Origin of the sequence: Paraburkholderia xenovorans LB400 (assembly GCF_000013645.1) — a bacterium.
Taxonomy (GTDB): Bacteria; Pseudomonadota; Gammaproteobacteria; order Burkholderiales; family Burkholderiaceae; genus Paraburkholderia; species Paraburkholderia xenovorans.
In genome coordinates this window covers 276,237-300,505 of the sequence record NC_007952.1, presented here as the reverse complement: position 1 = coordinate 300,505, position 24,269 = coordinate 276,237, and the positions used below count along the sequence as shown (strand labels likewise).

The window sequence follows — 24,269 nt, the reverse complement described above, 5'->3', positions numbered from 1 at the left end:
GGCGGATGCATCAGACGAGGCGCGCATCGCATGCGCGCCTTTTTTCTTCACCATGCGTCTGATCTTCCGGCGCAGAGGTCAGGCCGTGACCTTCGACATCACCGCCGTAGCCGGATCATAGCGATAGCCTTTCTGCGCGAGCTGGTGGCTCATCGTCGCGCCGATCAGTTTTTGCTGTGTCTCTCTGGCGATCAGCTCGTGATCCGGCTTGAGCCGCTCCAGTTCGGATGAAAGCCGCCTGACGAGCGCCACCTCGCCGGTGCTGCGTGCGTCGATGAACAGGATCCGCTCGCTTGCCAGACCGAGCCGCTGCTTGAGGTCCTTGGCATGCGCGACCCACTGTTCGGCAGTAGCGCGAAGCTCGCTGAGGGCTTTTGCGTTGGCCCTGGCTTGTGCCGCTATCTGCCGTTGCAACGCGGCGACTTCCTCCGCGCGCTCAGCCTCGTCGGCTCGAACGCTGGCCTGCTGAGCACGCTGATTCTGCTGCGCGATGGCTGCGGCTTGCGCCGCGAGACGCTGTTCCAACTGCACAACCTGCTGTTCGGCGGCCTCCGCGCGCTCCTTCGCCGCCGACGCGTCCTGCGACACCCGAGCCAGATCGGCGCTCGCGGCCGCCTTCGCCTCGTTCATGGTCGCGATCTGCTGACGCGTCTCTTCCAGTTCCTGAGTAACGCGCTGCAGGTCGTTGAGATGAACCGACATTTGGTCGGCCCGCGCGGCGGCCGCTTCGCGCTCCGCTGCGAGCGCAGCGCGCGCTTGCTCCAGTTCAGCCTCCAGCGCCGCGAGTTTCGCGAGGCTCCCGCTAGCCTGGACCTCGGCGGCTTTCGCGTGCGACAAGGCTGCACCTAGCTCCGTCGACAACCTTATCGCTTCTTCCGATTTCGCTTGATGAGCGTCGCTCAGGGTAACAATCTGCTGCTGCGCCTGATCGCGTTCCTGAGCGGCTTGCGCTAATTCATCGCTCTTGCCTGATATAGCTGTGGCCAACTCCGCTCGTGCCTTGCGCTCTTCGTCCAGCAATGCGACGGTGGCTTGCTGCTCGGCAGCTTGCGACGTCGCATGCTGCAGGAGTTCTTCTATACGCACCTCGGCTGCTTGCGCGCGTGACGTGGCCGCATTCGCTTCCTGCGACCATCGCGTCACTTCCTGCGCGTTCGCCTGACAGGCGGCGTCCAATGTCGTGACTTGCTGCAGCGCCTGATCGCGCTCCTGAGTAACACGCGTCAGTTCGTCGGTCTTGCCCGAAACAACCGCCGCCAACTCTTCATGACCCTTGCGTTCCTCTTCAAGCGACGCCTTCGCCGCTTCGAGGCCGGCATCTTGCGACGACACACGTTGCACGAGTTCTTCTATGCGCGCCTCGGCTGCTTGCGCGCGTGACGTTGCAGCGTTCGCTTCCTGCGACCATCGCGTCACTTCCTGCGCGTTCGCCCGACAGGCGGCGTCCAATGTCGTGACTTGCTGCAGCGCCTGTTCGCGTTCCTGAACGACGCGCGTCAGTTCGTCGGTCTTGCTCGAAACAACCGCCGCCAACTCTTCACGGGCCTTGCGTTCTGCTTCGAGCGATGCGTTCATCGCTTCCAGATTGGCATGGTCCACCGCCGCACGCTGCACGAGCTCCTCGATGCGCGCCTCCGCCAGCTCGGCACGCGACGAGGCCGCGCGTGCTTCTTGCGACCATTGCGTGACTTCCTCTGTTCTGGCGTGGCAGACATCGCTCAACGTTACGATCTCGTGCCGCGCCTGATCGCGTTCCTGAGTGAGTTGAGCGACTTCATCATTCTTGCTCGCGAGAGCCGTGGCCGACTCTTCGCGCGCCAGACGTTCCTTGTCGAGCGAAGCCTTCATGGCTTCCAGATCCGCGTCTTGTGCCGACGCACGCTGCGCGAGTTCCTCGACGTGCGTCTCGGCCGCCTCGGCCCGGCCCGTGACGGTCGCGAGTTCCGCTTCGAGGCGCAGGGCAATACTTTCCGAGGCGCTCAGCGTGTCCGTCAGCGCGATGACCCGCTGGCGTCCCGTTTCGACTTCATCGATCATCTTCTGATACTCGGCAAGCGCTTCGTCCCGTTCCGCGACGGCCGCTTCGAGATCCTGGTTCACTGCGGCCAGACGCTGACTGAATGCCCGCTCCGCATCGTGTTGGGATGCGGACCAGATCCTGTCCGCCGCGCTCATCACGGTTTCGGCCAGACCCTCCGGCAAGCCGGGCTGGACCTGCAATGCAGGCGTTTCGCCTTGCCGCGCTTCGCGCCAGCGTTGCAGGGCCGCGACTATCGCCACCAGCGAACCGCCGCGAACCTCTTTCCAGATTGTCACTGGCGAAACTCTTCTGCCTTCTTCGACCATGCGATCGGCGATTGCAGCGATCTGTTCATCGGTGATTGTGTCTGCGTCCGTGGACATAAGCGTCTCAAGAATCAATGTAACGGGGCAAAAAGTTAAATTTTCAATACGTTACTACGTCTGCGGACGTCCGGCGACGTTCGGGATACAAGGTAAATGACAGCTGGCATGGGCGCGGATGGATCTTATAGCTCAACAGCCGTTCCGAATGCGCGGAACAACGGACCATAAAGCGGCTATATCGCCGCGCATTGCTCGCCCAGAGAGGTAGCGGCGATACCGGTAGAAGAGCTTGCCTTGTTGGCCGGCAACGAGGTTGCAACAATGCAGGCGAACCGATTGGGCAGCCCGTCGGCGTGAAAACCACCAACCGGCATCACACGATGCATCTGATTCACGCAACTTCACCGAGGCATACGGCAATGCGTATTTCGTTTCTGCACACGATGGACGGCAACCGGCAAGTCTTTGAGCAGGCGGCAAAAACGCTTGGAATGCGGGCTGAAGATCTGCACCATGAAGTGAGAGCGGACCTGCGCGAAGCGGTCACGCAGACGGGGACGTTCTCAAGCGAGTTGAAAGCCGAGACAAACCAGCGTCTTCTCGCGCTGGCAGCCCATTCCGACGCTGTGATTCTGACTTGCGCGACGCTCGGGCCGGCCGTGGCGGATATCGGGCATTCACCGGTGCCCATTGTCAGAGCGGATATTGCATTGGCCGCAGCGGCAGCAGAAGCGGGCGGAAAAATCGTGGTGTTGTGTGCCGCTGAATCCGCAGTCGAATCCACGCGGAAGCTCTTCGTGGAGCAGGCAAGCGGAAATAACGCGTCAGTGGAGGTCGTTCACCTTCCCGAGGTCTGGGCACTGTTCAAAGCGGGTGCCCTCGACGCGTGCCTGGCCGCAATCGCACTGGCCGCGGACGACGCGTATGAAGCAGGCGCCACCGTGGTCGCGTTCGCTCACCCGTGGATGGCACCCGGCGCGGACCTCGTCCGCAAGGGAAGACGGCCGCTCGATAGTCCGAGTGCGGCACTTCGCGCTGCAGCGCAACGGTTCAGCGAATCTTCCGCCTCGTCCGCAAAGGCAAGTTTCCGATGAGAAAAGCATGCGCGCGCTCAACACGCGCCAATCTTGCCCAACCGCTTCGTCGCCGAGCCCATGCGCGGGGCATCCAGGCACGCCCGGCAAACGCGCCGGCAGAGACCCAACTGTCCACGAAACTGGCGCTTGCCCACCCAATGTTATTATCGGAAACAACACCGTCCCCCAAAAGCGTGCATTCGAAGCATCAAGCCCTATGGACACCCGCCTCGCCAAACCCGCCGACCCGTCCACCACCGACCTCGGCCGCCGCGTCCGCGCTGCCCGCCAGGCGCAGGATCTGACGCTGGAAACCGCCAGCCGCCTCTGCGGCGTTTCCCGCTCCACGCTCTCCAAGGTCGAAAACGGCCTGATGTCCCCCACTTTCGACGTGCTGCAGAAAATCGTCCTCGGATTGAAGATCGAAATCGGCGAACTGTTCGGCTCCACGCCGAAAGTCAGCGCCAGCGGCCGTCGCGCGCTCACCCGCAAAAACGAAGGCCAGCGCCACGCCTATCGCGGCTATCAGATGGAACTGCTCGCCACGGACCTCGCGCACAAAGCCATGCTGCCGTTTCGCATCCGCATCTCCGCGCATACGCTCGACGCATTCGACGACTGGGGCCGCCACGAAGGCGAAGAATTTCTGTACGTGATCAGCGGCAGCGTGTGCCTGTATTCGGAGTTGTACGCGCCGACGCATCTGAACGCGGGCGACAGCCTCTACTTCGACAGTCGCACCGGCCACGCGGCGGTCTCCACGAGCGAAGAAGACGCCGAAGTACTGTGGATGGCCACCAGCGCCGACATTCCGCACACGCCACCGGCCACCGAATCCGAATCGACGAAGAAGTAGCCCACGCACATACAACGCGCACGAACGCGGCTTAACGAGCCGCCAACGCCCGCTGCGCGAGTTGCGCAATATGCATTGCATGACGCCCCGTGCCCTGCTGGATCTGCTCACGGCAACTAAAGCCGTTGGTCAGCACGATCGTTTCAGCGGCCGCCTCGCGCACTGCGGGAAATAGCTTGTCCTCGCCGATCTTTTCGGCAAGCCCGTGGTGCTCCGCGTTAAAGCCGAACGATCCCGCCATGCCGCAGCATCCCGTGTCGAGCAGTTTCCATTTCACGCCGAGCCTGTCTAGCAGCGCGATGTCGCCTTGCATGCCGAACAGCGCCTTTTGATGGCAATGCCCGTGCACGATCACGTCGGCGGCAAGCGTCGGCCAATCGAACGGCTGACGCGCGACGAAATCGGAAAACAGGAACGTCTGCGCCGACAGCGTCTTCGCTAACGCATGACCGGGCAGTTGCTTCAGCAATTCGTCCTTGAATACCGACAAGCAGCCTGGCTCGAGACCGACCAGCGGCACGCCGGCGGCGATATCGTCCGCGAGGTCGTCGAGAATATGCGTGAGCAGTTCGCGCGCGCGCTCGAGCAGGCCGAAGTCATACAGCGGACGCCCGCAGCACAACCGGTTCTTCGGCAGCACGACGTGCCAGCCCAACTGCTTTAAAACATCGGCTGCGGCCTGAGCGATCTCGGGCGTGAAGTGGTCGTTGAACGTGTCGACCCACAGAATGACTTTCTTCACCTCGCCGCGAGCAGCAGACGCCGTTTGCGGCGAACGCCGCGCAATCTGCCGGTAAGTGGCGTGAGCGAACCGTGGCAGTTCGCGCGCCTGCGCCACGCCCGCCACCCATTTGCCGAACGAAGCCAAACCCGGCGCCGACGTCATGAAGTTCGTCAGACGCGGAAAGCGCGCCGCCCAGGGCGCCCATTCGCCGATGCGTCCCATGAACAGCGCCTGGCGTGGCCGACGCTTCGTCTCGTAGTAATGCGAAAGAAATTCCGCCTTGTATGAAGCCATGTCCGTATGGGTCGGACAATCGGATTTGCAGCCCTTGCATGCGAGGCACGTGTCGAGCGCTTCTTTCACCTCGCGGCTTTGCCAGCCATTGTCGATCACGCCGCCTTGCAGCATTTCCCAGAACAGATGCGCGCGGCCACGGGTCGAATATTTCTCTTCACGCGTCGCGCGATAACTCGGGCACATGGTGCCGCCTTCGAGCGAACGGCATTTGCCCATGCCGATGCATCGCTCGATCTCGCGCTGAAAACCGTTGCCTTCCTGGCTGGCAAACGTGAGCTTCGTTTGCAGCGTGACCGGCTTGTAGGCGGGCCCCATGCGCAGGTTTTCGTCGGCGCGATACGCATGTACGACCTTGCCCGGATTCAGGCGATGGGCCGGATCCCAGATCGCCTTGAACTGCTCCATTGCCTGCATCAGTTCGGGGCCGTACATGATCGGCAGAAATTCGGCCTTGGCCTGGCCGTCGCCGTGTTCGCCCGAAAGCGAGCCGCCGAATTCGACCACCAGTTCGGCCGCTTCGCGCAGAAACTTGCGCCATGTCGAGACACCTTGCGCGCTGCGCAGATCGAAAGTAATGCGCGCGTGCACGCAGCCGTCGCCGAAATGACCGTAGAGGCTCGTCTCGTAGCCGTAGCGATCCACCAGCGCCTGGAACGCGCGCAGATAATCGCCGAGGCGCAGCGGATCGACCGCCGCATCTTCCCAGCCGACCACCGGGTCCGGCATGCCGGAATCGACCGACAACGCCACCGCCGAGGCGCCCGTCTCACGGATCGACCACACCTTCGCCTGCAACGCGCGATCTTCGACGAGCATCGCGGACACATTCGGCCCTGCTTCGCCCGCGCGGAAGTAGGCAGCGGCGGCTTGCGCCTGCAGCATCACCGCCTCCTGCGTGTCCGCGCCGAATTCGAGCACGACCCACGCATCGCCTTCGGGCAGCAGCGCGATCTCGTCCTTCTTCAAACCGCGCGCCTGCAAGCCGCGAATGATCGCGCGGTCGAGTCCTTCGATAGCGATCGGGCCGCAGCGCATGAAATGCGGCACGGCATCCGCTGCCGTATAGATATCCGTGAAGCCGACCACCACGATCACGCGTTTCGCAGGACTCTTCACGAGGCGCACTTTCGCCTGCAATGTCACCGCGCACGTGCCCTCGGTGCCGACCAATGCGCGTGCCACGTTAAAACCGTTCTCCGGCAGCAGTTGATCGAGATTGAAGCCCGACACGCGCCGCTTGATCTGAGGGAATTTCGCGCGAATCTGTTCGGCGTAGGTGTCGCGCAGCCGCTTCAGCGCGGCGTAGATTTCGCCCTGGCGGCCACCTGCCGCGATGATGCGTTCGAGTTCATGTTCCGATGTCGGACCGACCCAGAAGCGCGCGCCGTCGAAGGTAGCGATTTCCAGCGCCTCGACGTTTTCGACCGTCTTGCCGGCCATCACCGAATGCGCACCGCACGAGTTGTTGCCGATCATGCCGCCGAGCGTGCAGCGGCTGTGCGTAGCCGGATCGGGCGCAAAGGTAAGGCCATGCTGTTCAGCCGCATCGCGCAAGGTGTCGCAGACCACGCCCGGCTCGACGATCGCGACCCGCGCGGCCGGATCGACCGACACGACGCGGTTCACATACTTGCTCGCGTCGGCCACCACCGCCACGTTGACACATTGGCCGTTCTGCGACGTGCCACCGCCGCGCGCGAGAAACGGCACGTCGTTGCGGCGACAGGCGGCGAGCGTGGCCAGCAGATCGTCGATATCCGCGGGCACGACAACGGCGAGCGGCACTTGCCGATAGTTCGACGCATCCGCCGCATACAACGCTTTCGAGCCCTGATCGAAGCGCACTTCGCCACGCACGTGGCTGCGCAAATCGGTTTCGAGCGCCTGCATGACAGCGGCGCTGCCCGCGTAAGGCGTGGCAACGCGCGGCGTATCTTTCAGCGCGCGGCGGCCGGCATCGCCTGATTCATGGAGGCCCGCGCCCTGTTCTTCATCAAATGACGTTCCCACTGCGCCCCCGTCTCCCGTGCCTGGGCTGCCGCCTTGCGCTCACGCAGCCTGGTTCGCGGTCATCTTGAAGATGCCCTGTGCGTTGCCCGCGTCGAAACGCAGGTCCGTTTCCCAACGACGCGCGTCCTGATCGAAAGTCCGCTTACGCGTGATGAACTCGTAGAACGAACCCGGCACTTCACGCGTCACGATGCTTGCGTCGGCTGCCCGAAACTCGCGCAGCACGGTGTCGGCGCGATACGCCGTCTGGAACACGCGGCCTGAGCGCGAGCGCTCCACTTCCGGTTTCATCGGACGACCCTTGGCCTTCTCGTCGTCGGAGAGTTGAAAGACGTCCGCGACGCGATCGGTGGCGTGGTTGAACGCGTTGCCTTCAGTCGCGATCCACGCCATTTCCGCCGATTCCTTCAACAATACTTCGTAATCGGCTTCGCGTGGCGTCTCGTGCTGGCACGCAAACGCGCCGACCATGACCGGCAGCAGTTCATGCGCTGCGTCGAGCGGCAACACGCCGTCGCGTTCGAGCTCCCACAACTGGCCGAGGGCACGCGGCGTCAGCGGATCGCGCGACTCGCCGATCACATTGGTCACCGCCTGCTGAAACTCCGCCGAAAACCGCTCGGGATGCAATTCGCTGACGAAGAACTGCGCGATTTCATCGGGCGCGTCGTCGTGTGCCCACGCGCGGCCGGTCATGCCGAGGCGGTCGAGCGGATAACGGCCGTTGATGCTGAAGCCGAGCGGACGCAGAATGCGCGCAAACGCGGCTTCGCCCATCGGCAGCGCGCCGCTGTGCGGCCAGCGCACGGTGCGCAACGCGCCGTGGTCGAAGTACACGCTGCCGCCCGCCGCGACCGCCTCCTCCGTGTACCGGCGGCCATTTGCCGAGCGCGCCAGCAGATCCTCGAAAAGCGCCATGTTCATCGCCTGCGCGAGTTCGGCGCGCGTGACGATACCGGCTTCCCATTCGTTGAGGATCTGCGGATGATTCAGCGTCGCGAAGAGCCGGGCGGTTTTGTCGGCGCCGAGGAGTTTCAACAGCAGTTGTTCGACATTCGCATTCTTGATGTTTCGCATATCGGTTCTCTACGTGGCTCTACGCGCGCTGGCTGATGTGTTCGACGGTGCTCGAAGCGACCTGCCGGTGCGCGCGCAAGGCACAGGACGGCATGGTCAAAGGCGTGATTATTCAAATCGGCAGGCTCGCCGTAAAGCGAGATAAAATCGCCACTTGATGCGTTTTTGGAATCAACGTGCGAAAGTTCAAGATCCCCAACATGGGCGCGCTGCTCGCTTTCGAAGCCGCCGCGCGGCACGAGAGTTTCACGCATGCGGCGCGCGAACTCTTCCTGACCGAGAGCGCGGTGTCGCGGCAGATCAATACGCTGGAGAGCAACCTTGGCGTGCGGCTGTTCGTGCGCGTCAAGCAGCGCGTGATGCTGACCAGGGCGGGCAAAGTCTATAGCGCGCAGGTGCGGCGCTCGCTGGAACAGCTCGATCGCGACACGCTGTCCATCATCGCGCATGGCAGCGGCGGCGGTTATCTGGAACTGGCGGTTCTGCCGACTTTCGCATCGCAATGGCTGATTCCGCGGCTCGCGGCATTCAATGCGCAATATCCGGACGTGCGGGTGAACATGGGCGTGCGAACCGGCACGTTCCCGTTCGCCGAGACCCATTTCGAGGCCGCGATTCATTACGGCAAGCCCACGTGGCCGGGCACCTCGGCGGATTTTCTGTTTAGCGAAGAAGTTGTGCCGGTATGCGCGGCGAGTCTGCTGAAACGGCCCGTTCAGAGCGCCGCCGATCTTCTGGACTATCCGCTCGTTCATTCCACTACGCGGCCCGACGGCTGGGCGGCGTGGTTCGCCAACATGGGCATCGACGATAACCGGACCATGCAGGGCGTGCGCTACGAACTCCACACCATGCTGATCAGCGCGGCCGCGGCCGGTCTCGGCATCGCACTGGTGCCGCGGTTTTTCGTCGACGCGCAGCTCGAACAACTCGGGCTCGTGATCCCGCTCGATGCGCCCGTCGTCGCCGACTCGGCGTATTACCTCGTCTATCCGACCGAGTTGAGTCACGGCAAGCCGCTTGCGAGTTTCCGCGAGTGGCTGTTGCGCGAAGCAGCAGCCTACAGCGCGGTAAATCCCGAGTTGGGCGGTCCACGCGATATGGATTGAGGCGGCCCTCGGATCAGGCGTCAAACCAGGGATTGAGCCAGGCACGAGCCAGGCCTCAAGCGCCGGCTTGTTCGCGCGCCTGCGCCAGCGCGCTCAGATTGCCTTCGCCAAAGCCGTGGTGTCCCTGGCGCTGCACGATCTCGAAGAATATTTCGCCGGCGCGGCGGCGCACGAAGGTCTGAAAAAAGAGCAGCGGCACCCCGTCCGTGCCGATTTCGCCGTCCACCAGCAGGTGCGTGCGCCTGAGCCGCTCGACGTCGAGCCCGTGGCCCGGCAGACGTGCGTCGAGTTGCTCGTAATAGCGCGCCGGCGGCTCGACGAATTCCACGCCGTTCGCGAGCAACTGCTCGACGCACGCGAAAATGTCGTCGGTGGCAAGCGCGATGTGCTGCACGCCTTCGCCCGGATGGTCCGGCAGATACTCGTGCATCAGGTTGGTCCGGCGCGTCCCTTCCTCATACAGGGGCACGCGGATCGCGCCGCATGGCGAGACCATCACGCGCGATTCCGCCGATACATGCCAGTTGGCGTGCAGCTCGTGAATCTCGCGGAAATTGAGCAGGTCGCGATAGAAGTCGAGCCATTCCTGCATCCGGCCCTCGCCAACCGTCTGCGTCAGGTGATCGACTGCGACGAGGCCGGTGCCCACGTGGCTCAGGTCGGCCTGTGCCGTGTCGATCTGGATGGGCCGGAAGTCGATGTCGAAGATCGAGATGTCGCCGAGGCCGCCACGCTGGCCGCCGCGGCCGCGCCAGCGGTCGACGAAATAGATATGCGAGTCGCCAATGCCCTGGATGGCCGGAATCAGCAGCTCGCCGGCGCCGATCTTCTCGCCTTCGAACGCCCATGCGCCGAGTTCGATCGCACGGCCGAACGCGCGTTGCGCGTCGGCCACGCGAATGCCGATCGCGCAGATGCCCGCGCCGTATTCCTCCGCATAGCGCGCGGCGAACGAATCGGGCTCGGCGTTGATGAGAAACTGCATCTCACCCTGGCGATATAGCGTGACGTCCTTGCTGATATGGCGCGCAATCGCCTTGAAGCCGAGTTTGGTGAAGGTTTCGCCGAGCGCGCGTGGGTCGCGCGCGGCGAACTCGACGAATTCGAGGCCGGCCGTGCCGAGCGGATTGTGCTCAGGTGCCGACACGGCGCGCAGCGCGGCGTCTGGAGTGGGCAAGTCGCTGGGCATGGCAATCTCCTTTGCAGTCTTTCGACGCCGTTTCCGACGTTTCTGATGTTCGATTCTGATGTTTCACGCGAGTCGCCGGCAACTCGCGAAGCGCCGTAGCAACGCGGCCCGCGACGGCTTTCGCACCGTGTTTGTACACCGGCCGGCAGTCCGTTCGCAAGCTTCATTTTGTACCAGATGGTTCACAAATTGACATGACGGTTTGCCGGGTCAACGGGGGTCAACGGACCGCACCGCATCATGCCCGGACGCGGGACGCCCTATTTGCGGCTCCGTTTCCGCACGCCTTTTCCGGTTGCCGCACCCGCCGTCTTATCCGCGCCCGCCGCACTGGCTGCACTGGCCGCCATGCGCTGCTGCGCAACCTCGCGCACCGCGTCGATAAACGCCCGCCCGGCCGGCGAAGGCTGCGTGTCCGAGCGCCGGATCAGTCCGACCGGCTCACCGGTGCCGGCAAAAGGCAGCGGCAAACGTACCAGCATGCCGTGCGCCAGTTCATATTCGACCGCGCTCAGCGGCACGAACCACACCGCACTGTTCTCCAGCGTCAGCGCACGGCCCGTGGACACCGACAAGACCTCGACGAACGCCGACAACGGCGGCACGCCCCACGCACTCAGCAGACTTTCCGCCGATTGCCGGATCAACGTGCCGAACGGCGGCAACACCACGGGAAAATCTTCGAGCGAGGTGGCCGGCAAACCCGCTCCCAGCGCCAGCGGATGCCCGGCGCGCACCACCGCGATCAACGGCTCGCTGAACAGTTGCTCGAAACTGAGCCCGACCATCCGCTCGGGATCGGCCAAACGCCCGATCGCGAATTCGATCGTGCCCGCTTTCAGGCTCTCGAGCAATTCCGGGTTGGCGCCGGTTGCGAGGCGCACGATCACGCGCGGCCACAGCGCGGCGAACCGCTTCAGCACCGGCGGTATCAACACCGCGGCGACCGTCGGCAGAATACCGATTTCCAGCGTGGCCGCAGCCGCGCCTTCCGCGTGCGCGAGCAGATCGACGCCCTGCCGCAGCGCGCTGACGCAGGCGCTCGCGTGCGGCATGAAGAGTTGCCCCTCGCGGGTCGGCACCGCGCCGTGACGGCCGCGCTCGAACAGCTTCACCCCGAGAATCGCTTCGAGCTCCGCGACCGTCTTGGAAACGGCGGGCTGGGTGATCGACAGGCTGCCGGCGGCCCGCTGAACGCTGCCGAACTGCGCGACGGCCAGAAAGCACTGCAGATGACGGAATTTGACGCGGCTGTCCGCGAGGCTGCGTTGCATAACGGCAGGTTATACGAAAAGGGCGAAAACGTCATTTTCCATAACCTTCCAGTTTGGATAAAGTCCCTCCATCGCGCCATACCCCACAATTCCTCGAAGGAGACACTGATGGACGAGTCCTTTCTCACCGCGCGTGATTTCGCGTCGCATCCTTCTTACATCTATCCTGGCTACGGTTCGTCGGTCAAACGCGGCCCGACGCGTCCGCTGATTCCGCTGAAAGAAAAGCTGCGCGATCAGCACGTGCCCGTCTACGGCACCGAAGACCTCGGCGCGCTCGATCACGATCTGACGCGTAACGCCGTGCGCAACGGCGAGCCGCTCGGCGAGCGCATCATCGTGACGGGCCGCGTGCTCGACGAAGGCAACCGCCCGGTGCGCAATACGCTGGTCGAAATCTGGCAAGCCAACGCCGCCGGCCGCTATGTGCACAAGGCCGACCAGCACGACGCGCCGCTCGACCCGAATTTTCTCGGCGCGGGCCGCTGCATCACGGACAACGAAGGCCGCTACCGTTTCATGACGATCAAGCCCGGCGCGTACCCGTGGGGCAACCATCCGAACGCCTGGCGTCCGAACCATATCCATTTCTCGCTGTTCGGCGACCATTTCGGCTCGCGCCTCGTCACGCAGATGTACTTTCCCGGCGACCCGCTGCTGGCGTTCGACCCGATCTTCCAGGGCACGCCCGAGCATGCCCGTGACCGTCTGATCGCGAACTTTTCGCTCGACACCACGCAGGAAGCCTATGCGCTCGGCTACGACTTCGACATCGTGCTGCGCGGCCGCAACGAAACTCCGATGGAGCGCTAAGCCATGACCACCCTCAAGCAAACGCCTTCGCAAACGGTTGGGCCCTACTTCGCGTACGGCCTGTGCCCGCAGCAATACGATTTCGATTTCAGGAGCCTGTTCACGCCTGTTGTGGCTGATCGCGAAGCGGCCGGCGAGCACATCACGATTGTCGGCCAGGTGTTCGACGGCGACGGCAAAGTGATCGGCGACGCCATGCTCGAAGTGTCGCAAGTGGATGCGAACGGGCGTTTCCCGGAGTCGCGTGAAGAAATCCTGAAGACGGGCTTTCGCGGCTTCGCGCGCGTGGGCACCGGTACCGATCCGCACAAGCGCTTTGTGGTGGAAACGGTGAAGCCCGGCCGCGTGGGTCCGGATGAAGCGCCGCATCTGAATGTGGTCGTGACCATGCGCGGCATGCTGCTGCACACCTTCACGCGCATCTATTTCGAGGACGAAACCGCGGCGAATGAAAAAGACCCGGTATTGACAGCGGTTCCAGCGGATCGCCGCGACACGCTGATTGCGCGCCGTGAGCCGAATGTGGCGAACATTTACCGCTTTGATATTCACATGCAGGGCGAGAAGGAAACTGTCTTTTTCGACCTGTAACGCGGTTTTTCCTACACTTTCATATTGCTTTCACATACACTGAGCATGATCCTTCTAGCGACTGGATCGCGAAACTCCGAGTAGTTGAGCCCGCCTTGCGCGGGCTTTTTTTTGGATTTCTGGATACTGAAGCCGTTAGTATGACCTGGTCAGCCGGCATGCGACCTCCGTGCACCGCCTTTAGCAACGGAAATGATCCATGCTCTGTCCGGCGTAAATCGCGCGTGCGAGCCAATCCGGCTTATCGCCGTGACCGTCCCAGGTATTGCCGTAGGCGTCGCGATACATGACGGCCCGCGTTGCGGACGCATCCGCTTCGATCGCCTCGGCGAGCGCTTCCATCGTAATGCCGTATTCGTCCATGCGCCGGCGGATCCACACGATCAGGCGCTCACGCGCATTCCCGTCGAGGTCGAACAGCCGTTGTTCTTCTCGCTCTTTCATAACGTACCGGTTGTCGCGGCTAATAATGCTCGCGTTAGAAAAAACAAAGGCTTCGCTAAACAACGCGAAGCCTATGCGTGATTCAAATGGATCGAGTGCGAATCGAACTCGCGATGCCTGTTCCGGTGCGTTAAAACCCGCACCTGAAAATCATGCCCGATAAATCCTGCATTAGGGGGAACTCGTCGGCAACCGGATCGAATTGCGCTCTTGTCTTGCCTCGTGGTTCGAGGCTGCTTCAGCGTATGGAAAGTCATTCTAGCATCCAATTTCTTTTGGCCGGAGCAACGAACAGGAGAGCCGGCGACGCGTTGCTTTTCAATTCCGGCCGGTTTAGCGATGCTGCGGGTACAAGCGGTATTACTCACTGATACTCACTGACACTCACTGCCCCGAAATGAGTCGGAGTCGGCGGCAAACGCGACAATCAGCACTGCGCTTTCTCATGCTATGTTCCAGTGATCAACACATCAGCGCATCAGAGGAGACACTCGACCATGTCCGCTTCGACCGCCATCATCGCCATTCTCGCCGCACTCCTCGTAGGCGCGATGAGTCCTGGACCGAGCTTCGTGATCGTCGCCCGCAATGCGATCGGGTTGTCGCGCGGCGATGGTCTCGCCACCGCGATCGGCATGGGCGTCGGCGGCGTTTTCTTCAGCGGCATCGCGCTGCTCGGCCTCTACACCTTGCTGGCGAGTGTCGAATGGCTCTATGTCGGCCTGAAAGTGGCAGGCGGTCTTTATCTGATCTACCTTGCGTCGAAGATCTGGCGCGGCGCGGCCAAACCGCTCGCATTCGATACGACGCAGGCCGTCCCGGCCAATGCCCGCAAGTCGTTCTGGATCGGCTTGAGCACACAACTCAGCAATCCGAAGACAGCCGTCTATTACGGCAGTATTTTCGCGGCCCTGTTGCCGCAACATCCGCCGCTGTGGTGCTACTTCGCATTGCCGCCCGCGATCTTCGCGATCGAAGCCGGCTGGTACACCGTCGTCGCGTTGTGCTTTTCGAGCAAGCGGCCGCGCGAAATCTATCTGCAATGGAAAGCGTGGGTCGATCGCGTCGCCGCGAGCGCGGTCGCCGCGCTGGGATTGCGCCTGATCCTGACGGCACACAAAGTGGGCATCTGACACACAGTGATCGCTTGAACGGCTCGCCGTGTCACGCGACACGGCGCGCCGCGAACCGGAGCCTTTTTCGGCACGCGCGCGGTGCAAGCGATTCGCAGCGTCCGGCAAAACAGTTACAAGTTAAGTGTTGACGCTGACTCCCCCGGCGGTTACTGTTGCATCCGAAGTTCAAGAAGTTCGATTGCTGTTCATCAATGTCTCGCTCCTCAGCGGTATTCGTTGTCCTCTCCCTCCTTGACCCTTCACGCGCTCTTTCACGGAGCAAATTCTTCTATTTTTACCTCAAGGATTCTTTATGGATACCGGTACCGTTAAGTGGTTCAACGACAGCAAAGGCTTTGGCTTCATCACCCCGGACAAGGGCGGCGACGACCTGTTCGCGCACTTCTCCGAAATCAGCGGCGACGGCTTCAAGACGCTGGCTGAGAATCAGAAAGTGAGCTTCGAAACGAAGCAAGGCCCGAAGGGTCTGCAAGCGGCTAACATCAAGCCGATGTAAGTTTGAAGGGCTCGGTGTCCGGCAACGGACATCGGGCTGCAGCGACATCTTCGCGGAGCTTGTCTCCCACAGTTGGCGCAATCGCCTTGAGCTGCATGTCATTCAAGCAGCTTGCCTGAGCGCCATACGCCTCGTTGCACCTCATTCTCCCCTCTGGCTTCAACGCCCGTTTTTTCGCTTTCCGACTGCGTCAGGATTCGGCTCGCAATAGCTTGAATCAGACCGTTCGCGCGACTCGTGCAAGAGTCCGCAAGGAAGGCGCGCACTCGAACATTATTAAAAAATAAAATGCAAAACACACCTATTCATCATTACAACGGCTATGCCGTCAAACCCTCGGCGCACCGTTTGCCCGATGGCACTTTTTCATCGAATCTGCTGCTCGAACGCGCTGACAGCGCGCGTGCCGAAGGGCGCTACCAGTTCTATTCGCTCGACTATTTCACGAACGAAGAACAGGCCTTGCAGCACTCGGCAAGCTGGGCACGTCATTGGGTCGATACGCGCGGCTAAGCTCGCGATCGGCATGAGATCCCGCGCGGTGAAGCGCGTGAACCGTGCGTTCATCTTGCGGTATCAACTACCGGCACTGGCGTGCCATTCGGCACGCCACACCGTCACACGCGCGACTGCGTTACTGGTTTTCTTCCGTCTTGATGCGCGCGCGTAGTTCGAACTTCTGAATTTTCCCCGTCGATGTCTTCGGCAATTCGCCGAAGCGCACCGCTTTCGGCAGCTTGTATCCCGCAAGAAACAGCCGGCAGTGCGCAATGATCTCTTCCGCGCTCACCTGGGCGCCTTCCTTGAGTTCGACGAAGGCGCATGGCACCTCCCCCCACTTCGGATCGGCCATCGCCACCACGGCGGCAACAGCCACCGCAGGGTGACGATACAACGTGTCTTCGAGCTCGATACTCGAGATGTTCTCGCCGCCGGAGATGATGATGTCCTTGCTGCGATCGCGAATGCGGATATAGCCGTCGGGCATCCGTACGCCGAGATCGCCGGTATGGAACCAGCCGCCTTCGAAGGCCGCTTCCGTCGCGCGCTCGTTCTTCAGATAGCCCTTCATACAGATGTTGCCGCGGAACATGATCTCGCCGATCGTCTCGCCGTCGTTGGGCACGAGTGCCAGCGTCTGCGGATCGAGCACGGTCACCGCGGCCTGCAGGTGGTAGCGCACGCCCTGGCGCGCGTTCAGTTCGGCGCGCGCGCTGTCGTCCAGTGTCTCCCACGCCTCCTGTTTCGCACAGACCGCGGCCGGCCCGTAGGTCTCGGTGAGTCCGTACACGTGCGTGAGATCGAAACCAATTTCCTTCATCTTCGCGATCACCGCCGGCGCGGGCGCCGCACCCGCCACCATCGTCGACACGCGATGGTTGATGCCGTCGCGCCATTCGGCCGGCGCATTCGCGAGCGCGCTCTGCACGATCGGCGCGCCGCAGTAATGCGTGATGCCTTCATTGCGAATCAGATCGAACACCGTCTTCGCATCGAATTTGCGCAGACAGACGTTGACGCCGGCGCGCGCGGCCACCGTCCACGGAAAACACCAGCCGTTGCAGTGGAAGAGCGGTAAGGTCCAGAGGTAAACCGCGTGCTTGGGCATATCCCACTCGAGGATATTGCTCACCGCATTCAGATACGCGCCGCGATGGTGGTACACCACGCCCTTCGGATCGCCGGTCGTGCCCGAGGTGTAGTTCAGCGCAATGGCGTCCCATTCGTCGGCCGGCATGGTCCACGCGAATTCGGGGTCGCCGGATTGCAGGAACGCTTCGTAGTCTGTTGCGCGGATGAATTGATCGGCATTGGCGGGCATGGCGTCCGCCACGCTGATCACGCGCAAATCCGGGAATTCCAGCGAAGCGCGATGCGCGAACTCGCCATATTCGGTATCGACGATCAGCGCCTTGGCCTCGCCGTGGCGCAGCATGAACAATAGCGACGAAATGTCGAGCCGCGTATTCAGCGTATTGAGCACGGCGCCGGCCATCGGCACGCCGAAGTGCGCTTCTATCATCGGAGGAATGTTGGGGAGCAAGGCCGCGACCGTGTCGCCACGTTCAATGCCGGCCCGCTGCAACGCGCTGGCGAGACGCCGGGAGCGTTCGTAGGTTTCGCGCCAGTTGCGGCGAATCTCCCCGTGGACGACTGCCAGTCGATCACCGTAGACTTCTGCCGCGCGCACGATGAAATCGATCGGCGTGACGGGGATGTAGTTGGCCTCACGGCGCTCGAGGCCTGCTTCGAACATGTGCTTCATCGCGTTGTCTCCTGGGGCGCTCGCCGCGCCGTCAACTATTCTGATTGATAAACTAGGCTAACAACGGTCATGGTGAACTGTCTGTCATTCAAATGACAGAGTGGCGCGCCCTGGCGCCTCCGAACCCCGATTCGCTCAAATCGTCCATCTATCCCGCAAGCCGCCATGAACGACGCTCCGCTCACCGCTCCCGCCGACGCCCGTCCGAACAGGCGCGAGCGGGTCGCGCGCGCCGACCTGCCGGGCCTGTTCGCCACCTGCGCGTGGTTTCGCGCACTCGCCGCGGAGCATCAGGCGCTGGTGGTCGCCAGCGCGCACGCGGAGCATATGGAAGGCGGCGCGTGGATCGCCCGGCGCCAGGAGCCGTCGGATTACTGGATCGGCGTGCATTCCGGCCTGCTCAAACTGGCCATCTACAATGCTTCGGGACGCAGTTGCACGCTGTCCGGCGTTCCGCCGGGCGGCTGGTTCGGCGAAGGCAGCGTGATCAAGCGCGAACTGCGCAAATACGACGTTGCGGCAATTCAACCTTCGCTCGTCATGTTCGTGCCGTCGGATACATTCCATGCGCTGCTGGAGTCGAGCCTGCCATTCACCGGTTTCGTGATCCGGCAACTGAACAACCGCATGGGCGAATTCATCGCGTCGATCCAGAATAGCCGGCTACTCGATGTCGACGCGCGCGTCGCACAGTCGCTCGCGCAACTGTTCAACCCGGATCTCTATCCGGATACCGGCCGCGCGCTTGCCATTTCGCAGGAAGAAGTCGGCTTGCTGGCGGGCGTTTCGCGCCAGCGGATCAATCAGGCGCTGCAAAACCTCGAGCGCCTGCAGATATTGCGTCTTTCGTACAACCAGATTCATGTGCTCGACCTGGAACGCCTCACCGCGTTCGGCCGGGAACAGATCTAGCGCCACGTCCGGCCGGCTCTTCGGCCCGGCCATGTTCCGAACGCTGCCGCCGCGCGGCCGTCCCCACCCGTCAGCCTGTTTTTCGAGCAACAGGATCAAGAAAGCGCCGCTCGCGCCGTTATGCGAACTATGCAGCGCAGATTGCAGCCCTTTCTACTCTCCTCGCTCAACGTATTGTCGAATCCGATAATGAACCGTCTGACACTGAAACAGAAACTGTGGGTGCCGCTGCTGCTGTGCTGGGCGGCGCTCCTGATCGTCACCGTTGTCAACGCGTACGAGGCACGTAACGATCAAATGGACGCACGGCGCGCGGATCTGGCCGATGTCACCGATATGGCGGCGTCGATCGTCGCGGATTATGCGAAACAGGCCGACGCCGGCAAACTCTCCGTCGACGAAGCAAAGCGACAGGCCATCGCCCGCGTCAATGCGCAACGCTATGGCGCATCCGGTTATGTGACGATCGTGCGCAGCGATTCGGTCATGATCGATCATCCCATGAGTCCGAAGCTGAACGGCAAGGACATGAGCGCCTTTCGCGACGCCAAAGGCAACGCGCTGTATCACGACATCGCCCAGGCCGGCGGCTCGGCGGCCGGCGCCGGCTACCTGCGCTACTGGTGGCCGAAGCCCGGCGAAACGGCGCCCAGCGAGAAGATCGGCTATGTGAAGCGCTTCGGCCCGTGGGGCTGGGACTTCATTGCCGGCGCCTACATGGACGACATCCAGGCACAGTTCTACGCCACGCTCGCGCGCTCGGCGGGCATGCTGGTGGTACTGGGCGTGATCGTCTCGTTCGTCGCTTCACGGGTGGTGCGCAACGTGTCGCGCTCGATTGGCGGCGAGCCTTCCACGGCTGCCGCGATCGCCATGCAGATCGCGCGCGGCGATCTCGCCACGCACATCGACTTGCGCCGCGACGACACGTCGAGCCTGCTGTTCTCGTTGCGTGAGATGCGCGATCAGCTCGCGTCCACTGTCGCGCGGATCAAGACCTCGGCTGAGACAATCACCATTGCTTCAAAGGAAATCGCCGCGGGCAACCTGGATCTGTCGAGCCGTACCGAGGAACAGGCGGCTTCATTGCAGCAGACCGCCGCCAGCATGGATGAGCTGACCAAGACCGTCACGCAGAACGCCGACAACGCGGCGACCGCATCCGAACTGGCACGCGACGCTTCGGACGTCGCCGCGCGCGGCGGCCAGGTGGTCAACGACGTGGTCGAGAAAATGGCGGGGATCACCGACAGTTCGCGCAAGATCGGCGAGATCATCAACGTGATCGAGGGTATCGCGTTTCAGACCAATATCCTGGCGCTGAACGCCGCAGTGGAAGCGGCGCGCGCCGGTGAAGAAGGCCGCGGCTTCGCGGTGGTTGCGGGCGAGGTGCGCAATCTCGCGCAGCGCAGCGCAACAGCGGCAAGGGAAATCAAGGTGTTGATCGATCAGTCCGTCACCCAGGTCGGCGAAGGTTCCACGCTTGCGGGCAAGGCGGGCAGCACGATCGGCGAGGTGGTCGACGCGGTGCGCCGCGTGACGGCCATCATGAACGAGATCTCCGCGGCTTCGAAGGAGCAGAGTTCCGGCATCGGCGAAGTCAATCTCGCGATCCGCCAGATGGACGACGTGACGCAACGCAATGCCGCGCTCGTGGAGCAGGCCGCGGCCGCGGCCGGTTCGCTCGATGAGCAGACCGACCGGCTGAGGCATGCCGTCGCTGTGTTCAAGGTCGGCGAGGCCGCGTGATCGCGGTCGTAGACTTGCCCGCCTGAAGACCGCTTGCAATTGAGAAAGGCTGTCACCGGGATGCCGGTGACAGCCTTTTCGTTTGCCATTGCCATTGCCACGCCGCGGCCCACGTAGCGCGCTAGGCGGCGCGTCTGCGCGTGACAGGCCGCTCCATGATCGCATCGGACCCGAACAGCGTGAGCACGATGCTGGCCAGCACGCCCGATTTCTTCCAGCGCAGATAGTAGCGGTGCGCGGTCTGATACGGCGCGTAGCGCTCCGGCATCGCGCTCCAGGGCGCGCGCGCGTGCAACACCCACATGACGCTATTCACCACCCAGCGGATATCGATGCTGGGACGGCCGCGCCGGGGTCCGTGCTCCTTCATTTCGGGCAGCAGCGGCGTGATGCGATGCCATTGCTCGTCCGTGAGATCGCAATTGGGCGGCGAATGAGGCGGCGAGTGGAGCCGCGACTCTGAGGCGAAAGTATTCATGCGGTAAGAAGGCACAGCCGCAGCACACCTGCTGGCGCCGTCACGAAATAGGGTCTATCCATCAATGATTTTGAGACTAACCCAGGCACGCTTTCGCGAAGGTTAATTCTTGTCAGACGGCGAGGCGCAATCGTCGGAAAATGCAGGACGATTTCTGGAACGGGACGAGCTGCCTGGGTCTGGCAAGGCGTGCGGCATCGGACAGTTACGCCAGTGCCGGCCATCAAATCGCGCGCGCATAAAAAAAGGTGCCGCGAACGGCACCTTTTTGCACAACGAGCTTCTGTGGAAGCTTAGAAGCGGTGACGCAGACCGACCGTAGCAGCCGTCTGGTTCTTCGACGACGAAGGCAGTTGCGTGATATCGCCGCTGTAGATCGAAGCGACACCGCCGTCGCCCATTGCGTGCTGGTACACGGCTTGAGCGTAGACGTCCGTACGACGCGACAGCGAGTAGTCAGCCTGCAGGCCGATCTGGTGGTAGCGCACCGACTCCGAACCACCGTTCGCGCCAACGCCGTAGCCCTTGCCGTCCGTGAACGTGTAAGCAACGCCCAGGCCGAGAGCCGGGGTCACGTTGTACTTGCCGTTGACTTCGTAGTTGTTAGCGCGCAGCGATTGCTGACCGCCCGTGAAGTTGTCCGAACGCGATTGCGTCCATGCCAGACCGACGGTTGCCGGGCCGAATGCGTACGAACCAGCAACACCGAATTCACGCTGACGGAAGTTGCCGACGTTGCCTGCCAGTGCGTTGACGTACGAGCTATCCGAAGCACCGTTGTTGCCGGCGCCCGGGTTGTTCTGCTGTGCGTACGCAGCGCCCAAACGCAGACCTTGCCACTGGTATGCAGCACCGACGCTGTATTCGCGGTTGTTTGCGAATGCGCCAGCCTGGTTCGAGAAGCCGTACGTGCCGCCGAACGAGAAGCCAGCGTAGTTAGCGCTCGCGTACTTGATCGAGTTGTTGACTGCGTAGCCGCCGTTCGTGTTCAGGTTGTCGTTGTTGAACGGGTGCGCGAAGTACGTGCCGCCCCAGCTGCCCGTTGCGGTCAGCGGTGCCAGGTAGTCTTGAGCTGCGTCGTATTGACGGCCCAGCGTGACCGTACCGAATTGCGCGCTCGACAGGCCGACGAACGCCTGACGGTTGAACATGCCGTTGTTGTTAGCGAACTTGCCGTTGTTGATGTTGAAGCCGCTTTCCAACGTGAACACTGCCTTCAGACCGCTGCCCAGATCTTCCGAACCGCGCAGGCCGAACATGCTTTGGTTGATGCCGCCGCTACCGGCTGCCCACTTGGAGTTGTGGTTGACGTTGCTGGTGTAGGTCAGGCCAGCGTCCAGCAGACCATACAGAGTGACACTGCTTTGTGCGTGAGCGACGGAAGCGAACGATGCGGCAACCGCAACGACGATTAGACTCTTTTTCATGCGTGGGACTCCTGTTCGATAAATTTACACGGGGAGCGGGACTTGCCTCGGCAGTGCGTGCCAGGCACCCACTGCCGCCCTGTTCGCTGACCCGTTCCGGATCAGCCGGGCACCCTTGAAACGAAGCGTGAGTGTAGGGGGACACCCTGATAGGGATGTCCGCAATTCACGCAACAGGATTTTTCAGAATCCGCAACAATACAATTGCCGCACACATTAAGTCTTTGTTTTTACGCCATTTATTGGCAAATATAGCGACTGTCGCACCTGCTCTGGTCATAAGTATTTTGCAACTTTTCAATATTGCCAGTTGTGTGTATGCAACAGCGTTTTAATAATCCTGACGTAATCGGGTCGGACCGAATGAAAAATCAACGATTCTAATTGCTCGAAAATTGGGCAATATCCTGCATGCACGCGGAATAGATAAATTTATTTTGGAAAAGTGGGAACTTTGTTTAGTTGATTCGGTCGTGGATTCGTGATGCGAATTACCGGTGTCGTTGAACTCGGGCATTAAGTTCTTTTGCCCGGAGAACGCGAATTCAATGATTCGGTTCTATGTGGCGCGCTAATGCGGTTAAATCGCGGCCGGTCGCACGGGCCGCGCGGCGTGCGCCCAACGGCCGCGTTGGGGGTGACGCTGACTTTCTGCGGGCGCCGACATTAAGAACCGCGCCGGGAGGATTGATCCGGAATTGAATTCCTGGCGACCTCGCTTCATTTAAAGGCGTCCGTCACGCGGCCGAAGAGAAAAACCTTCAGCACGGGCATTGCCCGGAGGTGAAATGCGGCGCCGACCGCCGCGTGACAAAACCCGTGCTGAAAACGGACGGCAAAACGTCGAACGACCGTCCGTGTCCATTTAACGGCACGGCCGTGCCGTTTTTCACACGGAGTTTCCCTAATTACCACCGCCCACGGCCTTGTGACTCGTGACTTGTGTCGCAACCGGCGCAGCGCCTCTTCATCCCTGCAAACGGGTCCCGGCGCGAACTCACCGGTTCCGCACGGGCACACTGAACCTCATGGCATCCGTGCGACCGTCCTGATTGGCCTATGTTTTGTCCGGCTGTAGAAATTGCCCTGATACGTGACCAAACTTTCAACGTCTGTTCGTGCATCGATTAGACATCAATGGCGATCTGAACGTGAAAGAGGCATCTCGCCGGCGGCACCGGTCAGGAACGGCTCGAGTCCGAATAGCCATGCAAAGCAGAAAGTGACTCGTGCCAACGCGCCGATCTGCCGTTGCGGCGTACTCTCATCGGCGCCTTCCAGCGGCGTGGCCAGCAAGGATGGAGGCGGGGCAAACTCAGTCGCGGTGTGGTCGGGTTGCATGACGGTTCTCGTTATGGATAAGGTCCGGAAGTCGAGCTTATGCAAACGACGTGCCATTCCACGGAGCCAGCGCCTTCACGAAAACGGCGCCGGTTCTGCGAATTCAACACCTCTTTGGACCCGACTTATTCGCGAGCGCTCTTTCTTATGTCTTGTTCGGTCAAGAACGTGACCCCATCCGCCGCTTGCGTCCGCCGACTGTTTCGAACGACTAAACTCGATTCCGGTCTTTCGAGGGGCGCTTTATGAAGCAAACCCCACCCCTCGATTTTTTTTGCCTGCCGCTCCCTCGGGCGGCAGGTTCTTTTTCATGGACGTTTTGAATACCCGGCGCTGTGGATCGCCGTAAGCGAAAGACGATCGAATCCGGCGGGGAAATCGCGTGACGCTTTCGAGGACAGTATGCAGCTACCGAACGTGGATAACTTCATCAAGGACGTACAGCGCGGCGTCACCTACAACATCTGCGCTTATCGCAAACTCTCAGGCCAGGAGATGACGCGGGCAATGCAAGTGTTCATTCAGCAACAGGGCCAGCATCAACCGAAGCAAGGGTCCGTGGTCAAGATTTTTTCCCTGGTCGGTCTTGGCGAACAGTAGGCGTCGTAAAGCACGAAACGCCAATTGACGGGCGCGGAGCAAAACCGCGCCGCGCGAC

21 protein-coding genes are annotated in these 24,269 nt (G+C 61.9%); 11 read left to right on the top strand and 10 right to left on the bottom strand.

Features of this window, described 5'->3' with window-relative positions:
• Positions 1-78: 78 nt before the first annotated feature.
• A complete protein-coding gene (locus tag BXE_RS23355) occupies positions 79-2,403 on the bottom strand; it encodes a DNA-binding protein (RefSeq protein WP_011490600.1) in 2,325 nt (774 codons plus the stop codon).
• A gap of 386 nt (positions 2,404-2,789) precedes the next feature.
• Between BXE_RS23355 and BXE_RS23350 the strand changes: the two genes are divergently transcribed.
• Both BXE_RS23350 and BXE_RS23345 read left to right on the top strand, forming a co-directional pair.
• Positions 2,790-3,440, top strand: coding sequence for an arylsulfatase (locus BXE_RS23350; RefSeq protein WP_233518986.1), 651 nt, complete (start codon positions 2,790-2,792; stop codon positions 3,438-3,440).
• A 199-nt stretch (positions 3,441-3,639) separates the two neighbouring features.
• On the top strand, positions 3,640-4,278 hold the full coding sequence (locus tag BXE_RS23345; RefSeq protein WP_040124130.1) for a helix-turn-helix domain-containing protein: 639 nt from the start codon (positions 3,640-3,642) through the stop codon (positions 4,276-4,278).
• 31 nt (positions 4,279-4,309) lie between these two features.
• On the opposite strand, the gene BXE_RS23340 is transcribed toward BXE_RS23345, so the two are convergent.
• Both BXE_RS23340 and BXE_RS23335 read right to left on the bottom strand, forming a co-directional pair.
• Positions 4,310-7,309, bottom strand: coding sequence for an FAD-binding and (Fe-S)-binding domain-containing protein (locus tag BXE_RS23340; protein ID WP_011490597.1), 3,000 nt, complete (start codon positions 7,307-7,309; stop codon positions 4,310-4,312).
• A 39-nt stretch (positions 7,310-7,348) separates the two neighbouring features.
• Positions 7,349-8,386, bottom strand: a complete 1,038-nt coding sequence (locus BXE_RS23335) for a DUF1338 domain-containing protein (RefSeq protein WP_011490596.1) — start codon at positions 8,384-8,386, stop codon at positions 7,349-7,351.
• Positions 8,387-8,562: 176 nt separating this feature from the next.
• Here BXE_RS23335 and BXE_RS23330 point away from each other — a divergent pair, with 176 nt between their 5' ends.
• Positions 8,563-9,495 carry a LysR substrate-binding domain-containing protein gene (locus BXE_RS23330; RefSeq protein WP_011490595.1) on the top strand — a complete coding sequence of 311 codons (933 nt, stop codon included), beginning with the start codon at positions 8,563-8,565 and terminating at the stop codon, positions 9,493-9,495.
• A 55-nt stretch (positions 9,496-9,550) separates the two neighbouring features.
• Here BXE_RS23330 and BXE_RS23325 read toward each other — a convergent pair whose 3' ends face one another.
• Together BXE_RS23325 and pcaQ are read right to left on the bottom strand one after the other, a co-directional pair.
• Positions 9,551-10,684 (bottom strand): 4-hydroxyphenylpyruvate dioxygenase family protein, encoded by a 1,134-nt coding sequence (locus BXE_RS23325; RefSeq protein ID WP_011490594.1) that lies wholly within the window; start codon positions 10,682-10,684, stop codon positions 9,551-9,553.
• A 260-nt stretch (positions 10,685-10,944) separates the two neighbouring features.
• Complete coding sequence (gene pcaQ, locus BXE_RS23320) at positions 10,945-11,958, bottom strand: pca operon transcription factor PcaQ (RefSeq protein WP_011490593.1); 1,014 nt, start codon at positions 11,956-11,958, stop codon at positions 10,945-10,947.
• Between the two features lie 108 nt (positions 11,959-12,066).
• On the opposite strand from pcaQ, the gene pcaH reads away from it, so the two are divergent.
• Positions 12,067-12,771, top strand: coding sequence for a protocatechuate 3,4-dioxygenase subunit beta (gene pcaH, locus BXE_RS23315; protein ID WP_011490592.1), 705 nt, complete (start codon positions 12,067-12,069; stop codon positions 12,769-12,771).
• Between the two features lie 3 nt (positions 12,772-12,774).
• Positions 12,775-13,362: a protocatechuate 3,4-dioxygenase subunit alpha gene (pcaG, locus tag BXE_RS23310; protein ID WP_011490591.1), complete on the top strand. Its 588-nt coding sequence runs from the start codon at positions 12,775-12,777 to the stop codon at positions 13,360-13,362.
• A 180-nt stretch (positions 13,363-13,542) separates the two neighbouring features.
• Here the strand turns inward: pcaG and BXE_RS23305 are convergent, their stop codons facing one another.
• Entirely contained in the window at positions 13,543-13,806 is a 264-nt protein-coding gene (locus BXE_RS23305; protein ID WP_007178879.1) for an H-NS family nucleoid-associated regulatory protein, read from the bottom strand.
• Between the two features lie 497 nt (positions 13,807-14,303).
• On the opposite strand from BXE_RS23305, the gene BXE_RS23300 reads away from it, so the two are divergent.
• The 3 genes from BXE_RS23300 (at position 14,304) to BXE_RS23290 (ending at position 15,951) form a co-directional block, all read left to right on the top strand.
• Complete coding sequence (locus BXE_RS23300; protein WP_011490589.1) at positions 14,304-14,939, top strand: LysE family translocator; 636 nt, start codon at positions 14,304-14,306, stop codon at positions 14,937-14,939.
• Between the two features lie 295 nt (positions 14,940-15,234).
• The gene (locus BXE_RS23295; protein ID WP_007178877.1) at positions 15,235-15,438 is read left to right on the top strand and encodes a cold-shock protein; all 204 of its coding nucleotides are present in this window, start codon (positions 15,235-15,237) and stop codon (positions 15,436-15,438) included.
• A gap of 288 nt (positions 15,439-15,726) precedes the next feature.
• Positions 15,727-15,951 (top strand): hypothetical protein, encoded by a 225-nt coding sequence (locus BXE_RS23290; RefSeq protein ID WP_011490588.1) that lies wholly within the window; start codon positions 15,727-15,729, stop codon positions 15,949-15,951.
• A gap of 121 nt (positions 15,952-16,072) precedes the next feature.
• Here the strand turns inward: BXE_RS23290 and BXE_RS23285 are convergent, their stop codons facing one another.
• The gene (locus tag BXE_RS23285; protein WP_011490587.1) at positions 16,073-17,704 is read right to left on the bottom strand and encodes an acyl-CoA synthetase; all 1,632 of its coding nucleotides are present in this window, start codon (positions 17,702-17,704) and stop codon (positions 16,073-16,075) included.
• 165 nt (positions 17,705-17,869) lie between these two features.
• Here BXE_RS23285 and BXE_RS23280 point away from each other — a divergent pair, with 165 nt between their 5' ends.
• Positions 17,870-18,616: a Crp/Fnr family transcriptional regulator gene (locus BXE_RS23280; protein WP_011490586.1), complete on the top strand. Its 747-nt coding sequence runs from the start codon at positions 17,870-17,872 to the stop codon at positions 18,614-18,616.
• A 189-nt stretch (positions 18,617-18,805) separates the two neighbouring features.
• Complete coding sequence (locus BXE_RS23275) at positions 18,806-20,365, top strand: methyl-accepting chemotaxis protein (RefSeq protein ID WP_040124135.1); 1,560 nt, start codon at positions 18,806-18,808, stop codon at positions 20,363-20,365.
• A 121-nt stretch (positions 20,366-20,486) separates the two neighbouring features.
• Here the strand turns inward: BXE_RS23275 and BXE_RS23270 are convergent, their stop codons facing one another.
• The 3 genes from BXE_RS23270 to BXE_RS23260 all read right to left on the bottom strand — a co-directional run bounded on the left by BXE_RS23270 (position 20,487) and on the right by BXE_RS23260 (position 23,611).
• Positions 20,487-20,843, bottom strand: coding sequence for a transposase (locus BXE_RS23270; protein WP_040124138.1), 357 nt, complete (start codon positions 20,841-20,843; stop codon positions 20,487-20,489).
• A gap of 293 nt (positions 20,844-21,136) precedes the next feature.
• Positions 21,137-22,270: a porin gene (locus BXE_RS23265; protein ID WP_011490583.1), complete on the bottom strand. Its 1,134-nt coding sequence runs from the start codon at positions 22,268-22,270 to the stop codon at positions 21,137-21,139.
• Between the two features lie 1,134 nt (positions 22,271-23,404).
• Complete coding sequence (locus BXE_RS23260; RefSeq protein ID WP_040124140.1) at positions 23,405-23,611, bottom strand: hypothetical protein; 207 nt, start codon at positions 23,609-23,611, stop codon at positions 23,405-23,407.
• 402 nt (positions 23,612-24,013) lie between these two features.
• Here BXE_RS23260 and BXE_RS23255 point away from each other — a divergent pair, with 402 nt between their 5' ends.
• On the top strand, positions 24,014-24,211 hold the full coding sequence (locus tag BXE_RS23255) for a hypothetical protein (RefSeq protein ID WP_011490580.1): 198 nt from the start codon (positions 24,014-24,016) through the stop codon (positions 24,209-24,211).
• Positions 24,212-24,269 lie beyond the last annotated feature (58 nt).